The 21097-nt window shown below is 50.9% G+C and carries 20 protein-coding genes and 1 pseudogene; 16 read left to right on the forward strand and 5 right to left on the reverse strand.

What is annotated here, in order from left to right; translation table 11 throughout:
- The first annotated feature begins 27 nt into the window (after window positions 1–27).
- From J4F31_00860 to J4F31_00890, 7 genes are all read left to right on the forward strand, one after another.
- Window positions 28–942: a LysR family transcriptional regulator gene (locus J4F31_00860; GenBank protein MCE2495131.1), complete on the forward strand. Its 915-nt coding sequence runs from the start codon at window positions 28–30 to the stop codon at window positions 940–942.
- Window positions 943–953: 11 nt separating this feature from the next.
- Window positions 954–1490 (forward strand): DUF1697 domain-containing protein, encoded by a 537-nt coding sequence (locus J4F31_00865; protein MCE2495132.1) that lies wholly within the window; start codon window positions 954–956, stop codon window positions 1488–1490.
- Window positions 1475–1807 (forward strand): hypothetical protein, encoded by a 333-nt coding sequence (locus tag J4F31_00870; protein ID MCE2495133.1) that lies wholly within the window; start codon window positions 1475–1477, stop codon window positions 1805–1807. Before J4F31_00865 ends, J4F31_00870 begins: the two co-directional genes overlap by 16 nt.
- A gap of 66 nt (window positions 1808–1873) precedes the next feature.
- Window positions 1874–2752, forward strand: coding sequence for a hypothetical protein (locus J4F31_00875; GenBank protein MCE2495134.1), 879 nt, complete (start codon window positions 1874–1876; stop codon window positions 2750–2752).
- Window positions 2753–3631 (forward strand): hypothetical protein, encoded by an 879-nt coding sequence (locus J4F31_00880; protein MCE2495135.1) that lies wholly within the window; start codon window positions 2753–2755, stop codon window positions 3629–3631. It abuts the gene before it with no gap.
- Window positions 3632–3814, forward strand: a complete 183-nt coding sequence (locus J4F31_00885; GenBank protein ID MCE2495136.1) for a hypothetical protein — start codon at window positions 3632–3634, stop codon at window positions 3812–3814. It begins immediately after the preceding gene.
- 12 nt (window positions 3815–3826) lie between these two features.
- Entirely contained in the window at window positions 3827–4516 is a 690-nt protein-coding gene (locus J4F31_00890; protein ID MCE2495137.1) for a hypothetical protein, read from the forward strand.
- Here the strand turns inward: J4F31_00890 and J4F31_00895 are convergent.
- Complete coding sequence (locus tag J4F31_00895; protein ID MCE2495138.1) at window positions 4513–7452, reverse strand: DNA polymerase III subunit alpha; 2940 nt, start codon at window positions 7450–7452, stop codon at window positions 4513–4515. The genes J4F31_00890 and J4F31_00895 overlap by 4 nt on opposite strands.
- Window positions 7453–7849: 397 nt before the next feature.
- On the reverse strand, window positions 7850–9067 hold the full coding sequence (gene dinB / locus J4F31_00900; GenBank protein MCE2495139.1) for a DNA polymerase IV: 1218 nt from the start codon (window positions 9065–9067) through the stop codon (window positions 7850–7852).
- Between the two features lie 112 nt (window positions 9068–9179).
- On the opposite strand from dinB, the gene J4F31_00905 reads away from it, so the two are divergent.
- The 5 genes from J4F31_00905 (at window position 9180) to J4F31_00925 (ending at window position 13704) form a co-directional block, all read left to right on the forward strand.
- A complete protein-coding gene (locus J4F31_00905) occupies window positions 9180–9974 on the forward strand; it encodes a helix-turn-helix domain-containing protein (protein MCE2495140.1) in 795 nt (264 codons plus the stop codon).
- A 24-nt stretch (window positions 9975–9998) separates the two neighbouring features.
- The gene (locus J4F31_00910) at window positions 9999–10835 is read left to right on the forward strand and encodes a tetratricopeptide repeat protein (protein ID MCE2495141.1); all 837 of its coding nucleotides are present in this window, start codon (window positions 9999–10001) and stop codon (window positions 10833–10835) included.
- 157 nt (window positions 10836–10992) lie between these two features.
- Window positions 10993–11364 carry a hypothetical protein gene (locus J4F31_00915; GenBank protein MCE2495142.1) on the forward strand — a complete coding sequence of 124 codons (372 nt, stop codon included), beginning with the start codon at window positions 10993–10995 and terminating at the stop codon, window positions 11362–11364.
- Between the two features lie 89 nt (window positions 11365–11453).
- Window positions 11454–12215, forward strand: coding sequence for a class I SAM-dependent methyltransferase (locus J4F31_00920; protein ID MCE2495143.1), 762 nt, complete (start codon window positions 11454–11456; stop codon window positions 12213–12215).
- Between the two features lies 1 nt (window position 12216).
- Complete coding sequence (locus J4F31_00925) at window positions 12217–13704, forward strand: glycosyltransferase family 39 protein (GenBank protein ID MCE2495144.1); 1488 nt, start codon at window positions 12217–12219, stop codon at window positions 13702–13704.
- Here the strand turns inward: J4F31_00925 and rnr are convergent.
- On the reverse strand, window positions 13701–15860 hold the full coding sequence (gene rnr, locus J4F31_00930; GenBank protein ID MCE2495145.1) for a ribonuclease R: 2160 nt from the start codon (window positions 15858–15860) through the stop codon (window positions 13701–13703). The genes J4F31_00925 and rnr overlap by 4 nt on opposite strands.
- 176 nt (window positions 15861–16036) lie before the next feature.
- Between rnr and J4F31_00935 the strand changes: the two genes are divergently transcribed.
- The 4 genes and pseudogenes from J4F31_00935 (at window position 16037) to J4F31_00950 (ending at window position 19395) form a co-directional block, all read left to right on the forward strand.
- Window positions 16037–16591, forward strand: coding sequence for an RNA polymerase sigma factor (locus J4F31_00935; GenBank protein ID MCE2495146.1), 555 nt, complete (start codon window positions 16037–16039; stop codon window positions 16589–16591).
- Window positions 16588–17343, forward strand: coding sequence for an anti-sigma factor (locus J4F31_00940; protein MCE2495147.1), 756 nt, complete (start codon window positions 16588–16590; stop codon window positions 17341–17343). Before J4F31_00935 ends, J4F31_00940 begins: the two co-directional genes overlap by 4 nt.
- A gap of 27 nt (window positions 17344–17370) precedes the next feature.
- The gene (locus J4F31_00945; protein ID MCE2495148.1) at window positions 17371–18543 is read left to right on the forward strand and encodes an outer membrane beta-barrel protein; all 1173 of its coding nucleotides are present in this window, start codon (window positions 17371–17373) and stop codon (window positions 18541–18543) included.
- Between the two features lie 342 nt (window positions 18544–18885).
- Window positions 18886–19395: pseudogene (locus tag J4F31_00950) on the forward strand (ORF6N domain-containing protein).
- Window positions 19396–19440: 45 nt separating this feature from the next.
- On the opposite strand, the gene J4F31_00955 reads toward J4F31_00950, so the two are convergent.
- Window positions 19441–19941, reverse strand: a complete 501-nt coding sequence (locus tag J4F31_00955) for a cupin domain-containing protein (GenBank protein ID MCE2495149.1) — start codon at window positions 19939–19941, stop codon at window positions 19441–19443.
- The gene (paaK, locus tag J4F31_00960; protein ID MCE2495150.1) at window positions 19934–21010 is read right to left on the reverse strand and encodes a phenylacetate-CoA oxygenase/reductase subunit PaaK; all 1077 of its coding nucleotides are present in this window, start codon (window positions 21008–21010) and stop codon (window positions 19934–19936) included. Before paaK ends, J4F31_00955 begins: the two co-directional genes overlap by 8 nt.
- Window positions 21011–21097: the final 87 nt, after the last annotated feature.

Below are 21097 nucleotides of genomic sequence, written 5' to 3' on the forward strand. Positions count from 1 at the left end.
TTTTCATTATTCGCATTAGTATATCGTATGAATTATTCATTGCAGCAACTTCGGGTATTCGAGTGCATCGCACGTTTGGGAAGTGTTACGGCCGCGGCGAAAGAGCTGCACCTCACCCAGCCCGCGGTATCGCTTCAGCTCAAGAGTCTGCAAGATGCCTTCGACCTGCCATTGACAGAGCGCATCGGCCGAGGCTTGCACATCACTCCTTTCGGTCGCGATATCGCCCAGGTGGCCGAGAACATCCTGCGTGAAGTCGACGAGATCAACTACCGCGCACTCCAACACAACAGCCTCCTGGCCGGTAAACTTTCGATCATGACCGTCTCCACCGGGAAATACGTGATGCCCTACTTCCTTACGGCCTTTATGAGGGCTCATCCGGGGGTGGAACTTTCCCTCGACGTTACGAGTCGGTCCGCGGTCCTCGACGAACTCGCTCACAGCGCGCTTGACTTCGCCCTGGTATCGATCTTACCGGACAGCCTGCCAGTAAAGCACATCACCCTCATGAAGAACGAGCTCTTCCTTGTGGGGCGTCCCGATGGCATAGACCCCAACAAGGGTGGTGATGAGATCCTCCGTACCGACCCACTCCTCTTCCGCGAACAGGGCAGCGGAACCCGATCGACCATGGAAGAGTATCTTGGATTCAGAGACATCCCCTTCAGGAAAGGGCTCGAACTCACCTCGAACGAAGCGGTGAAACAGGCACTCTTGGCCGGACTCGGATTTTCCGTGATGCCGCTCATCGGCATACGGCAAGAACTCGAACAAGGGCTCCTCAAGATCATTCCGGTAACGGACTTTCCACTCACCACCTCCTGGCGACTCATCTGGCGAATAGACAAGAAGCTATCGCCGGTCGCTAAAGCCTACCTCGAATTCGTGAACGAGCACAAAGACTCCATCATTAATGAGTACTTTAAAGCCTCCAAATAAAATCTCCATTCATGCTCTACATCGCTTTCCTTCGCGGCATCAACGTCAGCGGCCAAAAGAAGATAAAAATGGCCAAACTCCGTCAAAAGCTTTCGGAATGCGGGTTTGGCGAGGTCCACACCTATATTCAGAGTGGGAATCTGGCCCTACGGGCCGATGCGCAACCGAGCGACCTCGAAAGGGCTTTGAAGGATTGCATCGCCCAACACTACGGCTGGGATGTACCTGTAGTCGTACGGACCGTTGATGAAATGAAGTCCATACTCGCCCAAATACCCTTTAAAGGAAAGAAATACCTGCTCGAGCGCATTTACTTCGCTCTTTTGCATGAGGCTCCGTCCTCGGAAGCCGTCGAAGATCTAACCGGAGTCGATTTCTCTCCCGAAGAGGTGATCGTGCAACAAAAGACCGTGTATCTCTACAGCCCTGATGGAGCAGGCAAATCAAAGTTGAACAACAACTTTTTAGAGCGGAAGCTCAAGGTCAGCGCTACGACGAGGAACCTTTATACCATGCAAAAAATGATAGCATTGTGCGAGGAGCTCTGAGAACGACTTTACTGACCTTCGCCCTGCTGTACTTGGCCTATGCCGGAGCGCAAAGCTATTTCCCGCCTTTGATCGGAAATAACTGGGACACCGAAAATGCAGGCTATGACCCCACGGCCCTTCAGGAACTCAATACTTTTTTGGACACAACCGGTACCAAGGCATTCATCCTACTGGAAAACGGACGAATCGCACACGAACAGTATTTCGATTCCTTCACACAGGACAGTTTATGGTACTGGGCTTCGGCCGGAAAAACCATGACCTCCTTCTTGATCGGCTTGGCCGAGGCCGATGGGCTTATCTCACGCGGCTAAAACTCCAAGGCTTATCTCGGGCCCAACTGGTCGTCGTGCGGATCGGGATATGAAGACACTACCACTGTGCTTAAGCACCTGACCATGACCACCGGTCCGGACCACAGCGGGGACCTCGATTGTACGAATCCGAGCTGTCTCACTTGCAGCGGAAGTCCAGACCCGTGGTTTTATCACAATGCACCCTACACCCTGTTAACGCATATGCTCGACTCGGTGACACCAAATGGCTTGGCACAATACATCATTGGCAAGTTGTCGCTTACCACCGGTGTGATCGGGTCTTATGTGCCCCTGAATGACCTCCGGGTATTCGTTTCAACGGCCCGTTCCATGGCTAGGTTTGGACTGCTCGTCCTTAACGAAGGTACCTGGAACGGGAACGTCATCATGGCCAGCGGCTCGGGCAGCTACTACGATGCCATGATCAATACCTCGCAATCGGCGAACTTATCGTACGGCTACCTCTGGTGGCTCAATGGAAAAAGCAGTTATATGCTGCCCGGTACGGCCTTCACGTTCAACGGCCCACTAATTCCGAATGCACCGGCCGATCTCTTCGCGGGACCGGGAAAGAACGATCAAAAACTGTACGTGATACCCGGTCAGGATCGGGTGATCATTCGCCTGGGAAATGACGGCGGACAGGGACTTTTAGCAGCGAACAGCTACGACAATCAACTTTGGACCATGATCAATGCATTGGATGGAACGAGCTCTTTGTCTGAGGTGAAGAACAAACTCGAACTCTATCCGAATCCGACCAGCGGGGCTGTGTATATCCCATCGGCCCGCGAGGGCCAAGTCTTTATTGTTTTCGATATTGCCGATCGGGAAGCTCAGCGCGGAAGGGTGGGCAAAAATGGCGAGGCGCAGCTCATCCTTTCGGCAGGTGACTATTTCATTAGGGTTGCGGATCGCGTTGAGAAAATCATCGTTGAATAAATGAAGAGAAAGATTGTTTTGCGGCTGTTGCTGGTGCTGTCGCTGCTGCTATTGGCTAGCGTTTGGGCGGTGAATTCGCAACGAAACAAGGTCGTAAAGGCTTTGATCGGCGAGGCGAACAAGGAGATCAAAGGGAGAATCGAGTACGGCGAGGTCGAGATCACGGGTTTGGGGCACTGGCCGGAGATCGCATTACGGGTGAAGGACATCGTACTGCATCAGACCGAAGAAGTTGGGACGCGTGATACCGTTGCACACATTCAGTATATGTACGTCGGCATTCCGATATCGTCGCTTTGGACTAATGACTTTGCCATTGAGGACGTTTTTTTTGAAGGGGGACGCATGGTCTTGGTAGACGAATGGGGCGGCAAGCTGAGTATTGAGGAGTCCATAGGCTTGAAGCGTCCTTTTACGGAACGGACCGAAAAGGATCGAGGCGGAAATCCCCTGTTGCTCAGTATTGATTCCGTACACGCTCGGAATTTCGAGTTCATTTACAGGGCTGATCGATTCGAGGATGAGCTGAAATTGCGTATAGAACGGCTCGATGCGGAATTCAAGCAGCACGGCGATTCAACCATCGCTTCGGCCCGTGTGATCACCCATTTGGAGGAGCAGTTCAACCGAGAGGACGACCTTTTGGATCGAGAGAGATTTGAAGGGCGACTAAGCATAAATTCGGACGTCGTGGCTACGAAGAACGACCTGCGCATCACCAATATCGACTTGGTGGCGAGTGAGTTGCTTTACCACTCCGATTCGAGCGACTTGACCATTGACAGCATATCGCTTCGATCGAAAGAGCTGTACTACCCCTTACGGTCGGGATCCTTTTTCACGAATTTCACTTTGGAAGGACTTGTAACGCTTGATTAATTGAGTGCGTCTCCATATGTGCTCAAGCACACGAATTTCGTTTTGCGGGTAGATACGGGCACTTACAGCTTTAATCCGGGAGACCTTCCGGTGTTCGGAACTTTAGGAACCGGGATGCTCAGTGCTCGTCCCTTTGATAGTATACCGAATTACTCGCTGCTCATGCGCGTCGGCTCGTTCTAGGTGCACGATCTCATGAACAACGCGTTTGACTCGATCCCTTTTTACGGACCGGGGTCGCTTATCATCGATTTGCGCACGCGGGGTTATGGTGAATCGCTTTATCGGAACTTGGACGGATTCGTTCAATTTGAGGGTAAGGATTTGACCCTCACCGATGTCGATATCGACAAGTTCGTTCGGAAATTCAAGCGAAGCCAGAACTTTAACTTGGTAGATCTCGGCGCGGTCATCGTCACGGGCCCCATTGGCTTGGCTGCAACTAAGGGTGGGGCCTATGCGAATTTAGCCTTGTTTTCGAAGGGAGATACAACCCACGTAGCGCATATTTTGAGTCGGATCGATGTCGAAAATGGCCGAGCCGTACTGTCGGATGTCGCCATGGCCACGCCGGAAACACGCATTGCGGGAACCGGTTATGTAGATCTTGCGGCCGACACTATTGATCTAAGTGTAGATGTAGTAAACCGGATGGGCTGCAGCTTGGTTGGTCAGCAGGTATACGGCACCATCGAAGAGGTGGAGCGTAGCAAGGTCAAGATCGTAAAGACCTTGTTGGGTCCGGTCGAGAACTTTTTAAAGGGCGTGAGCATCGTCGATTGCAAGCCCATTTACGAGGGTTCGGTCGATCCCCCACCCAACAAATCCGAGTTGAGGAAGATCGAGCGAGCGGCGAAGAAGGCAGCCAAAGAGCTGTCCGATTAAGCGTATCGCGGATCCTCGACATAAGGCAGCTTCTCGAGCTCCTTGCAATCGATGGCGTAGCAGCCGAACTCCTCGGTGACCTTTCCGGCGATGCGGTAGATACCACGTCCTTTAAAGGGGTGTTTTTCCGCCTGCGGCGGGAAGTGCACCGAATCGATGAATAGACCATTTTGGTCGACCCATGTACCGAAGTGCATACGTTTACCGCTCTTGGTCTTGGTGTCTTTAATGGTCACCAGGTAACCGTAGACCTCTATGCGTTTGCCGAAGAATTCGGGCAGGCCACTTGCTCCGAGTTTGTTTTTGGGAGGTGTTTTCAGCAGTTCATAGGGCGCTACGAGCGGAAAGCCGATGATCTCCAATTCGTCGAATGCCGCTTCGTGGTCGCATCCGTTGAGTGGGGGCAGGTCGTACTTCTTTTGTCGAATCTCGAACAGCTCGTGTTTGCGGGGTTTCGACTTGCCCTTGCTGAGGTGCATGTGGGCTTCCCAAAGGAGTTCTTTTTTCGATTTGCCGGTAAAGCGGAAGGCGCCGACGCGCACGAGCAAGCGCAGCTGCTCGAGCGATATGGAGATACGCCGGAGAAAATCTTCGAGATCGGTAAAGGGTCCGGCCGCGTTACGCTCCGCCAGGAGCTGCCGGATCATGCGCTGTTCGAGCGATTTCATGTGTTGAAACCCGAGGAAGAGGTCGTGGCCATAGATGGTGGTTTCGTGCCGGCTCTTGTTCACACAAGGCGCGCATATATTGGCTCCGCCCATGCGCGCCTCGTGAACATAGAATTCGGTGCGGTAAAAGCCGCCGAAGTTATTGATGACACCGACCATAAATTCCAGCGGATAATGCGCTTTAAGGAAGAGGCTCTGATAGCTTTCGACGGCGTAACTGGCCGAGTGGCCCTTGGCGAAGGCGTAGCCGGCAAAGCTTTCGGTCTGCCGCCACACTTCGGCGGTCAGTTCTTCGCCGTAGCCTTTTTCGCGGCAGTTGCTGAAGAATTTTTCGCGCGCGCGGGCAAACTCCTCGCGGGAACGGTACTTGCCCGACATGCCGCGGCGCAGCACGTCGGCTTCGCCCAAAGTGAGTCCGGCAAAGTAATGTGCCACTTTGATCACGTCTTCCTGGTACACCATGACCCCGTAGGTGTCGGGCATGATCTCCTGCATTACCGGATGGGCTTCTTTGCGCTTTTCGGGAAAGCGGTGGCGCAGAATGTACTCGCGCATCATGCCGCTTTGGCTGACTCCGGGGCGTATGATCGAACTGGCCGCAACCAGTCCCGAATAGTCATCGGTACCGAGTTTGTGCAGCAACTGGCGCATGGCGGGCGACTCCACGTAAAAGCAGCCCATGGTTCGGCCCACGCGCAGGAGTTCTTTGATGGCTGGATCTTTCTTGAATCCGGGAATATCGTGGATGTCGAGGTCTACTCCTCGATTCCGCTTGACCTCATCGAGCGTATCGCGAATATGGCCGAGTCCGCGCTGACTCAGGATATCGAATTTGTACAGTCCCATATCTTCGGCAATCACCATATCGAAATGGGTGGTCTCAAAACCCTTGGGCGGCACGTAGGTGGCCGTGTAGTAATGTACGGGTCGTTCAGAGATGAGGATTCCGCCCGCGTGCACGCTCAAGTGGCTCGGGAAGCCGTGGATGTATTGGCTATAGCGGAGTACAAGCTGTTCAATTTCATCGAGCCGACCGTTGTACTTCACCTTTTGCTGTAAACTGTCGATCTCGTGTTTGGGGAGTCCGAACACCTTACCCAGTTCGCGCAGGACCGATTTGAACTGGAAGGTGATGTAGGTGGCAAGCAAGGTCGTGCGTTCGCGCCCGTACTTATTGAAGAGGTAGTGGGTGACATCATCGCGGTCGGTCCAGCTGAAGTCGAGGTCGAAATCGGGCGGATTCTCCCGATAGAGGTTGATGAACCGCTCGAAGTACAGGTCGAGTTCTATGGGATCGACATCGGTGATGCCGAGGCAGTAGGCTACGACGCTATTGGCACCACTCCCCCGCCCCACGTGAAAATAGCCCTTGCTTTTGGCGTAGTGTATGAGGTCCCAACTGATGAGGAAGTACGAAGTGTAGTCTTTTTGCTCGATGATGTCGAGCTCCATTTGGATGCGATCGAACAGTGCATCGTCGGGATTCTTATACCTGTATTTTACTCCTTCATAGGTGAGTTTGCGGAGTTGGGCGAAGTCTTCTTCGGCGGTATCGGCCAAACGTTTGAGGTTGTTGTTGATGCCGAAAGAGAACGAGATACTGCAGTGCTCGAGCAGGGCTTCGGCCTTTTCGAGCAGGTACTCGTGTCCGTTGTAGGCCGCGCGCAGCTGTTGTTTGTCGAGAAAGCGGTCGTCGGGGTGAGCCTCTTCGGACTTGGGGAGTTTGCTCAACAGCGCGTTGTTATCGATCGCGCGCAGGAGTCGGTGAGCGTTGTAGTCGCGTTTGTGGCGAAACGTAGCGGTGTGTAGTGCGACGAGCTTGTCCATCCGCCCGTTGAAGGGCGAGAAAGTAAGTTTATTGAGGTCGCGCGGGCCTATCCCCACGTACTCGTTGGGGCGGAGTTTGGTCGGTGCTTTGGCGAAGGGGTAAATGACCGAAACGTGCTCGAAGGCCGGGGCGCGATCGGGTAGCTCGCGGTCGGTTTCGTGCACGAGAAAGGGCGAGAGAAAGCGGTTGAGCTCGTACCAGCCGTCGTTGTCGTGAGCCAGGGCCACGAAGTGCTGATCGGCCCCGCGGCGGAAGTCGATGCCGAGTACGGGTCGAACCCCATAGCGGTGGGCAATGCGGACGAAGTTGAGGGCTGCCGAGGTGTTGTTGATATCGGTCAGCGCCAGGGTCTTGAATCCGTGTATTTGCGCCTGTTCGAGCAGGTCTTGCTCGCTCATGACACCGTATTTTAGGCTGTAGTATGTGTGGTTGTTCAGCACTTTTTCGAATTCTTAATTCTTAATTGGCAGTGAGCTTTGGCTTTGGCTTTGGCTTTAGCGAAGTTCATTTTTTCGAAAACCAGGCTAACGCAAGGCTTAAGCTGTTGGCTTTTTCAAAAATTGATCGCTTTGTGCAGCCTGATTTGCTCGAGGCAAGCTCAATCGCAAGTCCCAATTTCGGCTGCGCCGAAGTCCATTCGCTCTACGAGCGAGTAAATGACCATTGACTCCGTAAGGAATTAACTCGCGCGAAGCGCGAATTCACATTGACGTTGTCAATATTCACTTCTAGGTTCCAACCCCCACCAGCGGGGGACGATAAACTCGGGCGAAGCGCGAATGGACTCGCCAAAGCGAATCGCACTGGCCTTAAGGGCCAATTTTGGCGACCGCGCTGCTAACTCTTTCGGTTGGCGAGTAATTCCGGCGGTCGGCCGTCGAAGGGGTTGTGCATACGTCCGATGGTCCGAGCGCCCATGCTGACCGCTCGTTTGACCGATCCTTCGCCGAAGCGGTGTCTCATTTTGTCCATAGCCTGATAGAGGTTCATCATTTCTTCAGTGTCTTCGAACAGGTTGATTTGGTGTCCGCCCCCCACGAGGTGACTCATACGCACGCCGATGAGTCGGACCAGAAGGCGACGGTTGTACAGCTTGTAAAAGAGTTCCTTGGCCTTTTCGATGAGTACGTGGTCGGAGGCTGTATACGGAATTCGGGCCTGGAGGCTGTGGGTGTTGAAGTCTGAATAGCGGATTTTGACCGTAATGCAGGCCGTGAGTTTGTTACCTCGACGCAGTTGGTAAGCCAGACTTTCGGTCATCGCCACGAGCAGATCGTGCAGTTTGTGCACGTCGATGGTATCGCGCTGAAAGGTGCGCTCGGTGGAGATCGACTTACGCTCGTGGTAGGCGATGACCGGACTGTCATCGACTCCGTTGGCCTTGAGCCACATGATGCGTCCGTGTTTGCCGAAGACCCGCTCGACGAGCTCAAGGGGCATGTTTTGCAGCGTGCGGATGAACTCCACGCCGAGGTCGCGCAGCTGGCGGTAGGTCACGGCGCCGATCATGGGGATCTTGCGGACCGATAAAGGCGCCAGGAAGGGTTTTTCAGCTCCGCGGATGATGTGCATGTGTCCGTGTGGCTTGCCTTCGCTGGTAGCGACCTTGGCGACGGTTTTGTTGGTGCTGAGCCCGAACGAAATGGGCAAGCCCGATTCACGGGTGATCTTTTGCTGCAGCTCACACACGAATTGGTAGCACCCAAAAAAGCGGTCCATACCCGTGAGGTCGGCGTAAAACTCATCGACCGAACTCTTCTCGTACAGCGGCACCTCTTCTTTGATGATCTCGGTGACGAGGTCCGAGTATTTGCTGTAGTTCATAGAGTTTCCGCGCAGGTAAATGGCGTCGGGACACAGCATTTTGGCCTGCCGCATGGGCATGGCCGAATGGATGCCGAACTTGCGGGCCTCGTAGCTGCACGAGGCCACTACCCCGCGGTCGCTGGAGCCACCGATGATGACCGGTTTGCCCACCAGTTCGGAGTTGAGGAGGCGTTCGACCGACACAAAAAAAGTGTCGAGATCGAGATGAACGATGTTCTTTTCTTTCATTTTAACGAGCCGTATTCTTGTCTTTTAATCGTTTTGACAGTATATTTGTCAATGTTGTGACAACAAATTAGTCATAGCGAAAATAGAACGCAACCCTTTGTTGAAAAGTTTTATGGATTTCGGATCGAACCTACAGCTCCTTAGAAAGCGTCAGCACCTGTCGCAGCAAGACGTTGCACGCGAATTGAACGTTTCGCGATCGTCGTTGAGCACCTATGAATTGGGCACGGTGGAGCCGCCCTACAGCACGTTGTTGAAGCTGGCCAAATTCTACCGTTTATCGGTAGATGTGTTGTTGCGCGAAGACCTGTCGAAGTGGAGTGAGCAAAAGATCTCGGCGTGGCAGCAGGAGGCCGATATCGCCGGGCAAAAGTTAAGGGTATTGACCACCACCGTGGGCTCGGACAACGAAGAGAATATCGAGTTGGTCGACACCAAGGCCAAGGCGGGGTATACGACCGGTTTTGCCGACCCGGAGTACATTGCCTCGCTACCGACCTTTCGCCTACCCTTCCTGAATGGTCAGCGCAAGTACCGCGCCTTCTCTATTACCGGGGACTCTATGCCGCCCGTACCGGATGGGTCCATCGTCATTGGGGAGTTCGTGCAGGACTGGAACGCCATATCAGACGGACAAGAATGCATTGTACTCACGCTGGATGAGGGAATTGTATTCAAAAAGGTGTTCATCGAGCCGCAAGGCTTATTGCTCGTTTCTACGAATCCGACCTACGAACTCTACTTGGTCCCCTTTAACGAAGTGCGCGAAGTATGGCGGTTCACGCATTATATCAGCGACGCCTTGGAGTCGGATTTTGGGAGTGATGGGGTTTGGACTCAGGCGATCAGAAATTTGCAAAGAGAAGTGGCAGAAATCAAGGCAAATCAAAATGGTTTACTAACTTAACGGCTCCAAACCAAGTCCCTGTTTATGAACAAAATGCTACGTTATTCACTTCTTTCCATCGCGTTGCTGGCCACCTCATTTACGGGTTGGTCACAGAATCGCGATGCTTATTTGGCCGGAATCCAAGGCTGCCTGGATCGCAACAACAAAGCTTGTGCGATCGTGGCGATCAAGAAATGTATCGAGGTGTTTCCGGACGACCCCGACAATGCTCGTTTATACGCCCAATTAGGTGGCTATTACGAAGACCTGAATCAGGTTCCAAAAGCGCTGGAAATCTATGAGGAGGGCTTGAATAGTTTTCCGACCGACCCACAATTGCTTAGCGCCAAGGCCAGCGGGTTATCAGCCATGGGTTACTATAGCGAGGCAGTTGAGTTGTACTCCAGCGTACTCAAAGAAAACCCCAAGGATCGATCGGCCCGCTTGGGTCGCGCTGAGATGTACATCAACGCCAGTGAGCTCGATAAGGCTATTATGGACCTCGAATACGTATTGCGCGAAGATAGCGGTAACGACCCCAATGTGGTGCGGCTATTGGCGGAGATCGAATTGGAGAAAGACAATTTTGACGAGGCCATGAATTATTGTAACCAACTGATTGTAGCAGAACCTCAGAATGCGTTGGCGTACGAGCAGCGCGCACGCATTTTTATGGAGAAGGGGAATGCAGTCGCAGGCCTCATCGACATCAACCGTTCCATCGATCTCGATAAAGAGCGGGTGAGCCCCTACTTGACCAAAGGCAAAATTTTGGAAGCTCTGGATCGCAAAAGCGAAATTTGCGGCGTGGCACAGGTTGCTAAGAAGAACGGCATTGCCGAGGCGAGCATCGGAAACCTGATGGTTCATTGCCCTTGATTATTCAAAATGGGCATCCCCCTTTACTCTAAAAGTTGACTTTTCATTACAACTGACTGATGGATAGGTTAATCTATAGATCAAATCATTTATAGGCGGCCACTCTATGCGCTTTTTGACTCAAAAACCCATCCGAATTCTATTCTTACTTGTTCTTGTGTACAGTGCCTATGACTACTGGGAACATATATCACGACCCGATTCAACATTCGAGGCTTATCCTGAACAGTGGTTGGCGTTCAATTTAGGGGTGATCAGTTCATTCATCCTTTTCGTCACTATATTCAAACGCCTGAGTGAAAGCACGCTAAAAAGAAAGAGCGTCCTCATAGAAGCTTTTCCCATAGGATTATGGCTAGCCCTGTACGTTATTGGCATTGGACCCTTACTCAATAAATTGCTTTGGCCGGCGGACCAGCTTTATTTTTCTTTCCGCCTCGTTCCCACCTTTATATTGGTAGTGGGTAGTACCGTAGTTCGCGTATTCATTAACCTCCTTGTCGGTAAAAAACCGCTCTATTCTAACTAATTGTAGGCGCTTAAAACCCTTGAATTTTAGAGGATGTTTTTTAGTATTCATGATACTACATGCCTTGCAAAAAACTTCAGCAAACTCATATGAGCAAACTCTCAATAGACTTTAGTTTCATTAATCGCTATTTCGTACCGAAATCCTATACGCGACATGCGGAATATCGAAGGGGAAGAGCCCTTAATAATAAAGAGGCTGGAAAGTCACCTAAGCATACCGACATTATTAATTACCTAGTTTCTAAAAAAGACGATCCTAACTATCTCGAAATAGGTGTCAATGACCCCAGGTATAACTTCAATTTGATCAATGCCTCTCAAAAACATAGTGTTGATCCGGGAGTTGAATTCAAACAAAACCCTGTGGACTTTCAACTAACGAGCGATGAGTTTTTCGCGAAGTTATCGAAGGGAGAAATTCTAAATCCAGAAATCCGATTTGACTTAATTTTCATCGATGGTCTTCATTTGGCGCATCAGGCCGATAGAGATATTGCAAATGCACTGAAATTCATTCAGGATGATGGATTTATTGTCATACACGATTGCAATCCAGCAACGGAATGGCATGCCAGGGAGTTCTTTCAGTACAACTTTACGCCGGCCGGAAAAGCTTGGAATGGAACCACTTGGAAAGCTTTTATGAAGTGGCGGTATGACTCTTCCGTATTCTCCTGTTGCATCGATTCCGACTGGGGTGTAGGGATCATTTCGAAGAGCATCCCTATCGGCAAGAGTATTGAAAACACAAATCCGTTCTACGAATTCAGGGTATTTGAAGAGAACCGGAAGGAATATTTGAACTTGGTAACTTTTGAGGAGTTCGAGCATTTAGTCGATATGCAGTAGGATGAGCAAGTTCCTGAGAAATAGTGTTTTCTTTCTGATCGTTGGATTCAGCACAATCCTCCACTTCAAGCATTTTCCAAAAGACCTCATGAGTATTCATGTTTGGAGGCAGACGCAAACACAGTCTACCATCGACAACTTCTATGAAGAAGACATGAATATTTTGAACCCCAAGCGAAACGACCGTGGGGACGGCGATGGGATATTTCGCATGGAATTTCCACTCATGCAATGGCTGGTCGCTGTATTGTTCAAAATTTTTGGAAAGCACATTATTATCTCAAGGATATTCATGTTCATAGTTGGTCTTATAACCACACTGGGCATGTATCAACTCCTTCAGGCATTGTTTAGAAGACCGGTCTTGTCCATGATCGGGGCCTGGACATTCACATTCTCTCCCAGTTTCTTCTATTATACTATAAACCCACTTCCTGATAACCTGGCTCTCTGTTTATCTCTTTGGGGGCTCGTTTTCTTCTTTCAATGGTATAATAAACCTAAGAAATGGTTACTGACACTATGTGGGGTTTTCCTTTCGCTTGGAGCATTGTGCAAGCTTCCTTTTATAGCTTTCTACGCGATTCCGTTGGCCTATTTTGCCAAACGTTTTCTTTCGACCGGAAACCTAAGTGCGAAAGTTATTTCTTCGGCTATCCGTGTATTCGGGTTATCAATTTTACCCTTATCATGGTACGCCAGCGTCATACCCGATTGGAGTGGGAATCCGATCGTGCAGGGTATGCTCAATAACCAAAAATCGATTTCAAAAATTCTGGACTATTATCAGCACAACTTATTCTCTACCCTTCCCGAACTACTGTTGAATTATGGTTCGGTATTGTTCTTCCTTTCAGCGTTCTATTTTCTAATCAAAAAGAAGGCTTTTCGCGATGCTCGCTTCATGTTTCTAGTTAGCCTTAGCGCAGTCTTATTGGCCTATTTTTTTTTCGAAGTCAATGCCATTGCAAAGATCCACGACTACTACCTTTTCCCCTTTTATCCTTTGCTCTTTGTTCTCGTTTCATATGGTGCTTATCACCTTATACACTCCGGAGGTGGAAAGAAGTATTTGGCCTATGCTCTCTTGATCCTTCTTCCAATTACTTGCTACTTGCGCATGCAAGCCCGTTGGAACCCTGATGCCCCTGGGTTTAATAAAGATTTACTCCTTTTCAAAGAAGAGTTGCGAAACGCAGTTCCAAAAGATGCCTTAGTGGTTGCGGGTAACGACGAATCCCATTTCATCTTCTTTTACTACATCGATAAAAAAGGCTGGGGGTTCCATGAAGACCAACTCAATTTCGACCAGCTCCTTGACATGGTCAACTGCGGCGCAGAGTTTTTGTATTCCGATTCAAAAAAAGTCAGCACTAATCCTGTTATAGCCCCTCTGCTGGAAGAGATGGTCATAGAAAAAGGATCTATTAAAATCTTCCGCCTGAAGTCCTCACCATCCCGAGATTTGAACGAAGATATGACCCCTTAACCCTCATCTCCTAAAACCAACTCAAAGTCGAGCTGTTTCTGATTGAGATCGGCCCGTGCCACACGCACCATGACCGTATCGCCGAGTTGGTAGATCTTTCCCGTGTACTCGCCAATGATGCTGTAGCTCGACTCTTCGAAGGTGTAGACATCGTCGTCGATCGTAGATAGTCGCACGAGACCTTCGCGCTTGTTGTCGTTGACCTCTATGAAAATACCCCATTGAGTGACTCCGGAAATAACACCGAGGTACTCTTCGCCGATGTGGGCCGACATATACAGCACCTGCATATACTTGATGCTGGCGCGCTCGGCTTGAGCGGCCATTTTTTCACGCTCACTGCTGTGGTCACATCGCGCCTCGTACTTGTCGGCATCTTTAGGTTGTTGATTGCCGTCGAGGTAATGCTGCAGAAGTCGGTGCACCATGACGTCCGGATACCTCCGAATGGGCGAAGTGAAATGGGTGTAAAAGTCGAACGACAAACCGTAATGCCCTATGTTCTCGGTGGTATAAACCGCCTTAGACATGGTTCGGACCGCTAGTTTTTCGATCATGTTCTCCTCGGGCTTACCCTGCACCTCATCGAGAATACTGTTCAGCGAATTGGTGATGGTTTTGCGGTTGGTGAGGGTCATGCGGTAGCCAAACTGTTTTACAAAGTTGTTGAACTCCGCGACCTTGGTCGGATCCGGCTCATCGTGCACCCGGTACACCATGGTTTTGTTGCTGAACTTGCCTTCTGGCGTGCGACCCACGAATTCGGCCACCTTGCGGTTGGCCAAGAGCATAAATTCCTCAATGAGCTTGTTGGCGTCTTTTGATTCTTTAAAGTAAACGCCCAAGGGTTTTCCGTTGTCGTCGAGGTTGAATTTTACCTCCACACTGTGAAACGAGATGGCCCCGGCCTTCATGCGTTTCGCCCGCATCTTTTTAGCGAGACGATTGAGCAAGTGCAGTTCATTTTCCATTTCGCCATCGGCGCCTTCGAGGATCTTTTGCGCGTCTTCATAAGCAAAGCGCTTGTCGGATTTGGTCATCGTACGGCCAAACCACGAATTCAAGATCTCGGCGTTGTCGTTCATTTTGAACACGGCCGAAAAAGTGAATTTCTCTTCATTGGGTCGCAGCGAACAAAGTCCGTTCGAGAGTACTTCGGGCAGCATGGGCACCACACGGTCCACCAAGTAAACCGAAGTGGCTCGTTCGTAGGCCTCGCGGTCGATAATATCGCCGGGGGTTACGTAATGAGACACATCGGCGATATGCACGCCGATCTCATAGAGTCCGTCACCCAATACTTTAACAGACAGGGCGTCGTCGAAATCCTTGGCATCGACCGGATCAATGGTAAAGGTGGTGACGTCGCGCATATCGCGCCGGCGTTCGATCTCTTTAGGGTCGAGTTCTTTAGGGATTTTAGCGGCGGCCTGCTCCACTTCTTCGGGGAAGCGGTAGGGCAAGCCGTATTCGGCCAGCACGGCGTGCATTTCGGCGTCGGCCTCACCGGGGTTTCCGAGTACGTCGATCACTTCGCCAAAGGGCGAGGTGGCCAATTCGGGCCAGTCGGTCATTTTGACCAAGGCGATTTGCCCGTGCTTGGCTCCTTTGAGTTTATCGAGGGCAATGTAAATGTCGGTGTGCATGCGCGGGTTATCGGGCACGAGGAAGGCAAATTGCTTGCTGATCTCGATTTTACCCACGAACTCGGTGCGTGCGCGCTCCAAAATTTCTTCGATCTCGCCCTCGGGCTTTTTATTACGTCGCCGCGCATGGGCATATACCCGGACGTAATCGCCGTGCAGCGCGTGCTTCATGTTCCGCGGTGCTACCCAAAGGTCGTCTTCGTCGGTATCTTCGAGTACGATATAACCGCCGCCACTCTTGGTCATATCGACCCAGCCGGTGTAGTGTCGCTGTTTTCGCTTGGCGCGGAATTTTCCTCTATCGACCTGTTCGAGCACCCCTTCGGTGGCGAGGGTGGCGATGATCTGTACTATGAGGTTTCGGTCGTGCGCGTTCGTAATGCCCAGTTGGGACGCGACTTGTTTGTGATTGAGTACTTTACCGGCGTTTTCCCGGTAGGTACGAAGGACGCGGCGTTGTAGTTCCTTCTTTTTGAATTTCAGGTTGCCGCCTTTATTGCGTTTTGCCATATGTCTGTGCAAGGTAAGGAAATGCCGAGGGACATCCACATCGTGCCGCGAGGCACTTATTTTTTAACTTTCTTTACACTGAATATCAGTGACTTGTGAAAATTTAGCGAAAAAACTTCACATTCAGGCAACGCTACGGACAAAAGCCGTGTCTATATCATTGAAACCCGGAAACAGTGCGACTGATCAACCTCGGAAATTCGGAACAGCAGCTGATTAAAAAGTGCCTCAAAGGGGAGCGCAAAGCTCAAAAGGCACTTTATGATCGCTACTCGGGCAAGATGCTCGGGGTTTGTCGCCGCTACGTACGGAGCACGTACGATGCCGAAGAAGTACTGTCGAACGGTTTCATCAAGGTCTTTAACAAATTGGAATACTATCAAGACGAGGGGAGTTTCGAAGGCTGGATCCGCAAGATCATGGTGCGCGAGGCACTGAATTTTCTGCGCAGTCAAAAGGACTTCTTCGACGAAACCGAGGACGCCACTCTGGAGCGGTTAGAGCCGGTGGCCGAGCAGCACGAACTGGAGGCACAGGACCTCATGAAGTTGATCGATGAGCTGCCAACCGGATACCGTACGGTGTTCAACCTCTTCGCCATCGAAGGGTACAGTCACCAAGAGATCGCCTACGAACTCAGTATTTCGGAAGGCACGTCCAAAAGCCAATTGAGCAAGGCCCGCAAGATGTTACAAAGTAGAATGACCGAATTAGAATATCAACAGCTATGAATGCTACCGACAAAAAATTTCGCGAAGACCTCGAGGGCTACGAGGTAAAGCCCAGCGAATCCGTTTGGGAGCGTATCGAAGGTTCTCTCCCTCAGCGGGAGGATGCTAAAGCTCCCGTGCTTTGGTACCGATGGGCCGCGGCGGCCGCCATTGTGCTCGTTTTCGGCCTCGGCTGGATGAGCCGCGAGTGGACCGGCACCCCGGCGAACGACCAAATTGCCGCCAAGCCGACCGAGGAGTTGGAAGAAGCGAAAGGAAGTGAGGGAGGTGATAGTAGCGGTAGCAGTGATATAAGTGATAGCAGTGGCATAAGTGATGAGGGTGATGAAAGCGCGTCTGAGGAGAATACATCTCCTGTTGAGAAAGCCACTTATAACACTAATGAAACTGATAACACCTCTAACACTGTCGTGCGCGATAGCGAAGAAAAGATCAGCCTCCCGCGGGCATCAGTAAACCTGGCGTCGCTCTCGGATCCTGCCGAAAGGCAGCAAGCATCCGACAAGCGCAAGAAGTTCAAGGTGGAGTTACAGTTCGCCCAGCCCGATCACCGCGCCCTCATCGCGCAGGCGAATCCGCCCAAGCAAAGCATCACAGAATTCGCAAGCAGTCAGTGGGAAGCGCTGAACAGCCTGAAACTGGGACAACTCGAGAATCCACGTGGCAAGGTGGCCTTGCCCAGGATCGACAAGAACAGCTTGCCGAAGATCGAGAAGGGCGCGCTTGGAAAGCTCTTTAACCGAAGCAAGTAATAACAGCAACACTTAACACCAATCATTATGAAAACCAAAACCCTGAAATTAGCGATGGCCTTGTTGGCGGGCCTTTTCGTAAGTATGCCAACGTTCGCGGCCGGAGTTCCCGGTGGCGAAGGAGACACAGTAATCATTGAATCGAACGGTACCAAGATCATTATTCAGACCGACTCGAGCAGTGGCCTCAACGGTTTGTCGAGTGTCGACATCAACCGTATGGTGCAGGAGATCACACGCAGCATGACCGCTGCCAGCGAAGAAATGGCTCGCGAAATGAAGGCCATTGAAGAGGCGCGCAAAGCCGGCGAGATCAGCGACGACGAGGCTGAAGAGCGACGCGAGCGCGCAGAAGAAGAACTCGAGCGCCAAGTTGAGGCCATGGAAGAAGAACTCGAAGCTCAAATGGAAGCCCTGGAACTCCTCAATGAAGAAATGGGGCGCCGTGTGATCATCGAGGCCATGGGCGATGATGAAGAAGATTTTGATTACGAATTCAACCGGGAGTCGGACGACGATGAGTGGGATGAGGACTGGGATGAGGACTGGAATTGGGACTGGGACGATGAAGGCGATCCTACCATCGGTTACTTCGACCTGAGCATCGGACTCAATAACTACCTCGATGCCGACGGACAATTCCCCGCTGCCGGAACGGACGATTACGCTTTGCGCACTTGGAGCATGCACTGGGGGCTTGGCTTTGGAGCTAAAACACGCCTCGGTAACGAAAACAGTCCGGCCCACATCAAGTACGGAATCGAAATGGCCTGGAGCAACTACAACTACGAAGGAACCCATATTCCGGTGAAAACCGAAGATGAAACAATTTTTCCTGACAATCTGCAGTCTTCGTACGACAAAAACAAAATGAACGTCACCACCTTGAACATTCCCCTGATGTTGCAACTCGACTTCAGCGATAATCGCGCTACTGAAAACGGGTTCAATATGGGCATCGGAGGGTACGCCGGGCTCCGCATCGGGTCGAGCGGAAAGTTCAAGTATCGCGAAGGCAACAACGAAAAGGTTAATACCAAGGTGAAGTCGGACTTCTTCTTGACGGATTTTCAATATGGTTTGCAAGCCCAGATCGGGGTGGCCGGAGTAAACTTCTTCGCACGCTATGCCCTCAACACACTTTTCCAAGAAAACCGCGGCCCGGAACTTACTCCGGTAGTTTTCGGAATCGTGCTGTAATGAATTGGCTTGCCGATCGTCTTAGTGATGAAGGTTTGAGTTAATTAAACTTTGGCAAGCGAATTGCATCAGAACAAATAGACCTATCGTTTAGATTTATTTCGTAGCAGAAACACTTAACACTTGCTTGTTAAAGTGGAAAAGCCCAGGAGGAGTCCGGGGCTTTTTATTGTGAGCACTATCGATCAAGCTTACTTGACGCGTTGTATGGACTACTTTAGTTCCTACCTGACCGAAACCGTAACCATACGACAAATCAATTCTTCCCGGGAATAACGGAACCTATTCGTTATGTACCCGGCCCTGGGGCAACGTACTTTTCACTTTGTTAGCCAGGATAGGATCATGAATGAAATGGAAGTTTCGGAGGACGTTCTTCTGAGTAAGATCTATGTATTAAGAGGTTCCAAAGTTATGCTCGACAGCGATTTATCCGAGTTGTACCAAGTGGAGACCAAAAGGTTAAACGAGCAAGTCAAGAGAAACGTGGCCCGTTCTCCAGAAAACTTCATGTTTCAACTCACAGAAGAGGAGTAGAAGAACTTGAAGTCTCATTTTGCGACTTCAAGGTGGGGAGAACGGCGAAAACGCCCTTATGTTTTTTCGGAACAAGGTGTGGCAATGCTATCGAGCGTTTTATCCAGTGATGTCGCCATTCAGGTGAATATCCAGATCATTCGGGTATTCACAAGAATGAGAGAACTGCTTCTGAATCATCAAGAATTGATCATTGAGCTAGAGAAAGTCAAGAAAAAGATCGGGGCTCAGGACGAGCAAATTGCTCTTGTCTTTAGCTACCTTAAAAAGTTCGTTCAAGAGAAAAAAGCGAAGCCCAAACCGATCGGTTTCTAATGATCTTACGACCGACCATAGCTGAAGAGATGTTGTGAAAATGGGTCATTCCCGCGTCAACCGCGTAATGACTTCTTCGTGTTCGGAATATTTCCCGAGCATTTCGGCCCGAGTAGGCATTTGAAAATCCGAAAAATCGAATCCAGGAGCAACGGTGCATCCGGCCAAGGCATAATCTCCTTCAACGACTTCGCAAGCAAACCACGTTTGTCCGGGAATAATGACTTGGTATTCTTGGCCTGCGGCCAGATCCTTGCCGACATCGACCCGGGCGTAGTTTCCGAGGATGCTGATCATATGGATCCGAATGACCCCTCCTTCGTAATGGTGCCAGATCTCATCTTGATGGATACGGTGCCATGCCGAAAAGGAAGTTTTGGGTAAGAGAAAGTAGATGGCGGTGCTCTGGCTGCGCGACCCGCGATAGGCCTTGTGAAGTGCTTCTTGCGGAATATAGCGTTCGCTCCGGTAGTTCTCGCGAAAGAATCCGCCCTCGGGGTGAGGCTTCAGTTTTAAAGCCTCGACTAATTCATCGATCCTACTCATCGAAACTGATGCTCACTTTTGCAGTGCGCGGATGCGATTGACAGGTAAGGACATATTTGGCCTCGAGCTCACCGTCCTCGAGAGCGTAGTTCATTTCCATTTCGACTTCTCCCTCGAGCACTTTGGCTTTACAAGTACAGCACACTGCCCCTTTGCATGCAAAGGGAACATCAGCACCGTGGTGCAAAGCGGCGTCGAGTACATTGGGTCCATCCTCGTCGAGACCGAAACTGTAGGTAATTCCGTCCAGGGTTACCTCTAATTGGCTATCGTAATCTTCTTCGGCCTTTTCGACTACCGGTTTTGGGGCAGCTTTTGGCTGTCCTGGGGTAGTAAAGAGTTCGAAGTGCACCTTTTTCTTGTCGACCCCTTTTTGAATGAGGGTGTCCTTAATGTCCATGATCATTTCGCCTGGCCCGCACAAAAAGAACTCATCAACCTTTTTCCAGTCGAAGAGTCGATCGAGGAAATGATTGGCCTTCTCGCCGCTGAGGCGACCATTAAAAAGAGGGGCGTCGGTGATCTCACGACTGAGCAAGTGGTACACGCTCAGTCGCTGGAGGTAATCGTTTTTGAGTGCCTCGATCTCGTCGCGGAAGATGATACTGTCGAAATTCTTGTTTCCGTAGAACAACGTGAAATAACTGTTGGGTTCGGTGCGCAAAACCGACTTCATGATCGACATCACCGGCGTGATTCCGGACCCGGCGACGAAGGCTACATAGTGCTTGCCGTTGGAGGCATCGAGCTCGGTGTAGAACTTTCCGATGGGTGTCATGACCTTGAGTTCATCACCCGGGCTGAGTTCCTGATTAGCATAGGTCGAGAATTTTCCGCCCGGAACCTCCTTCACTGCAACGCGTAATTCGTTGTCGAGCGGACAGCTGCAAATGGAGTAAGAACGGCGAACTTCCTCGCCATCGATATCTGTTTTGAGGGTCAGGTATTGCCCTTGAATGTATTGGTACTCGGAGGCGAGCGTTTCAGGTACGTCGAAGGCAATGCTGACGCACTCCTCGGTTTCGCGGCGGATCTCTGCGACCGCAAGCGTATGAAAATGAGGCATGATTCGTCGGTTAAGCTCAGCAAAAATAGGGTTTTACGTGGACCAAACAATTCTTTGCCCTCACCCGTTTTTCGTATACTTGTAAACTGG

Source organism: Flavobacteriales bacterium, assembly GCA_021296215.1.
Taxonomy (GTDB): Bacteria; Bacteroidota; Bacteroidia; order Flavobacteriales; family ECT2AJA-044; genus ECT2AJA-044.

Excerpts from the sequence above, each read along its gene's own strand:
- J4F31_00920 (MCE2495143.1), top strand. The coding sequence starts at position 11,454 with ATGAGCAAACTCTCAATAGACTTTAGTTTCATTAATCGCTATTTCGTA.
- rnr (MCE2495145.1), bottom strand. The coding sequence starts at position 15,860 with ATGGCAAAACGCAATAAAGGCGGCAACCTGAAATTCAAAAAGAAGGAA.
- J4F31_00880 (MCE2495135.1), top strand. The coding sequence starts at position 2,753 with ATGAAGAGAAAGATTGTTTTGCGGCTGTTGCTGGTGCTGTCGCTGCTG.
- J4F31_00865 (MCE2495132.1), top strand. The coding sequence starts at position 954 with ATGCTCTACATCGCTTTCCTTCGCGGCATCAACGTCAGCGGCCAAAAG.
- J4F31_00945 (MCE2495148.1), top strand. The coding sequence starts at position 17,371 with ATGAAAACCAAAACCCTGAAATTAGCGATGGCCTTGTTGGCGGGCCTT.
- J4F31_00860 (MCE2495131.1), top strand. The coding sequence starts at position 28 with ATGAATTATTCATTGCAGCAACTTCGGGTATTCGAGTGCATCGCACGT.
- dinB (MCE2495139.1), bottom strand. The coding sequence starts at position 9,067 with ATGAAAGAAAAGAACATCGTTCATCTCGATCTCGACACTTTTTTTGTG.
- J4F31_00925 (MCE2495144.1), top strand. The coding sequence starts at position 12,217 with ATGAGCAAGTTCCTGAGAAATAGTGTTTTCTTTCTGATCGTTGGATTC.
- J4F31_00955 (MCE2495149.1), bottom strand. The coding sequence starts at position 19,941 with ATGAGTAGGATCGATGAATTAGTCGAGGCTTTAAAACTGAAGCCTCAC.
- J4F31_00940 (MCE2495147.1), top strand. The coding sequence starts at position 16,588 with ATGAATGCTACCGACAAAAAATTTCGCGAAGACCTCGAGGGCTACGAG.
- J4F31_00910 (MCE2495141.1), top strand. The coding sequence starts at position 9,999 with ATGAACAAAATGCTACGTTATTCACTTCTTTCCATCGCGTTGCTGGCC.
- J4F31_00905 (MCE2495140.1), top strand. The coding sequence starts at position 9,180 with ATGGATTTCGGATCGAACCTACAGCTCCTTAGAAAGCGTCAGCACCTG.
- J4F31_00890 (MCE2495137.1), top strand. The coding sequence starts at position 3,827 with ATGAACAACGCGTTTGACTCGATCCCTTTTTACGGACCGGGGTCGCTT.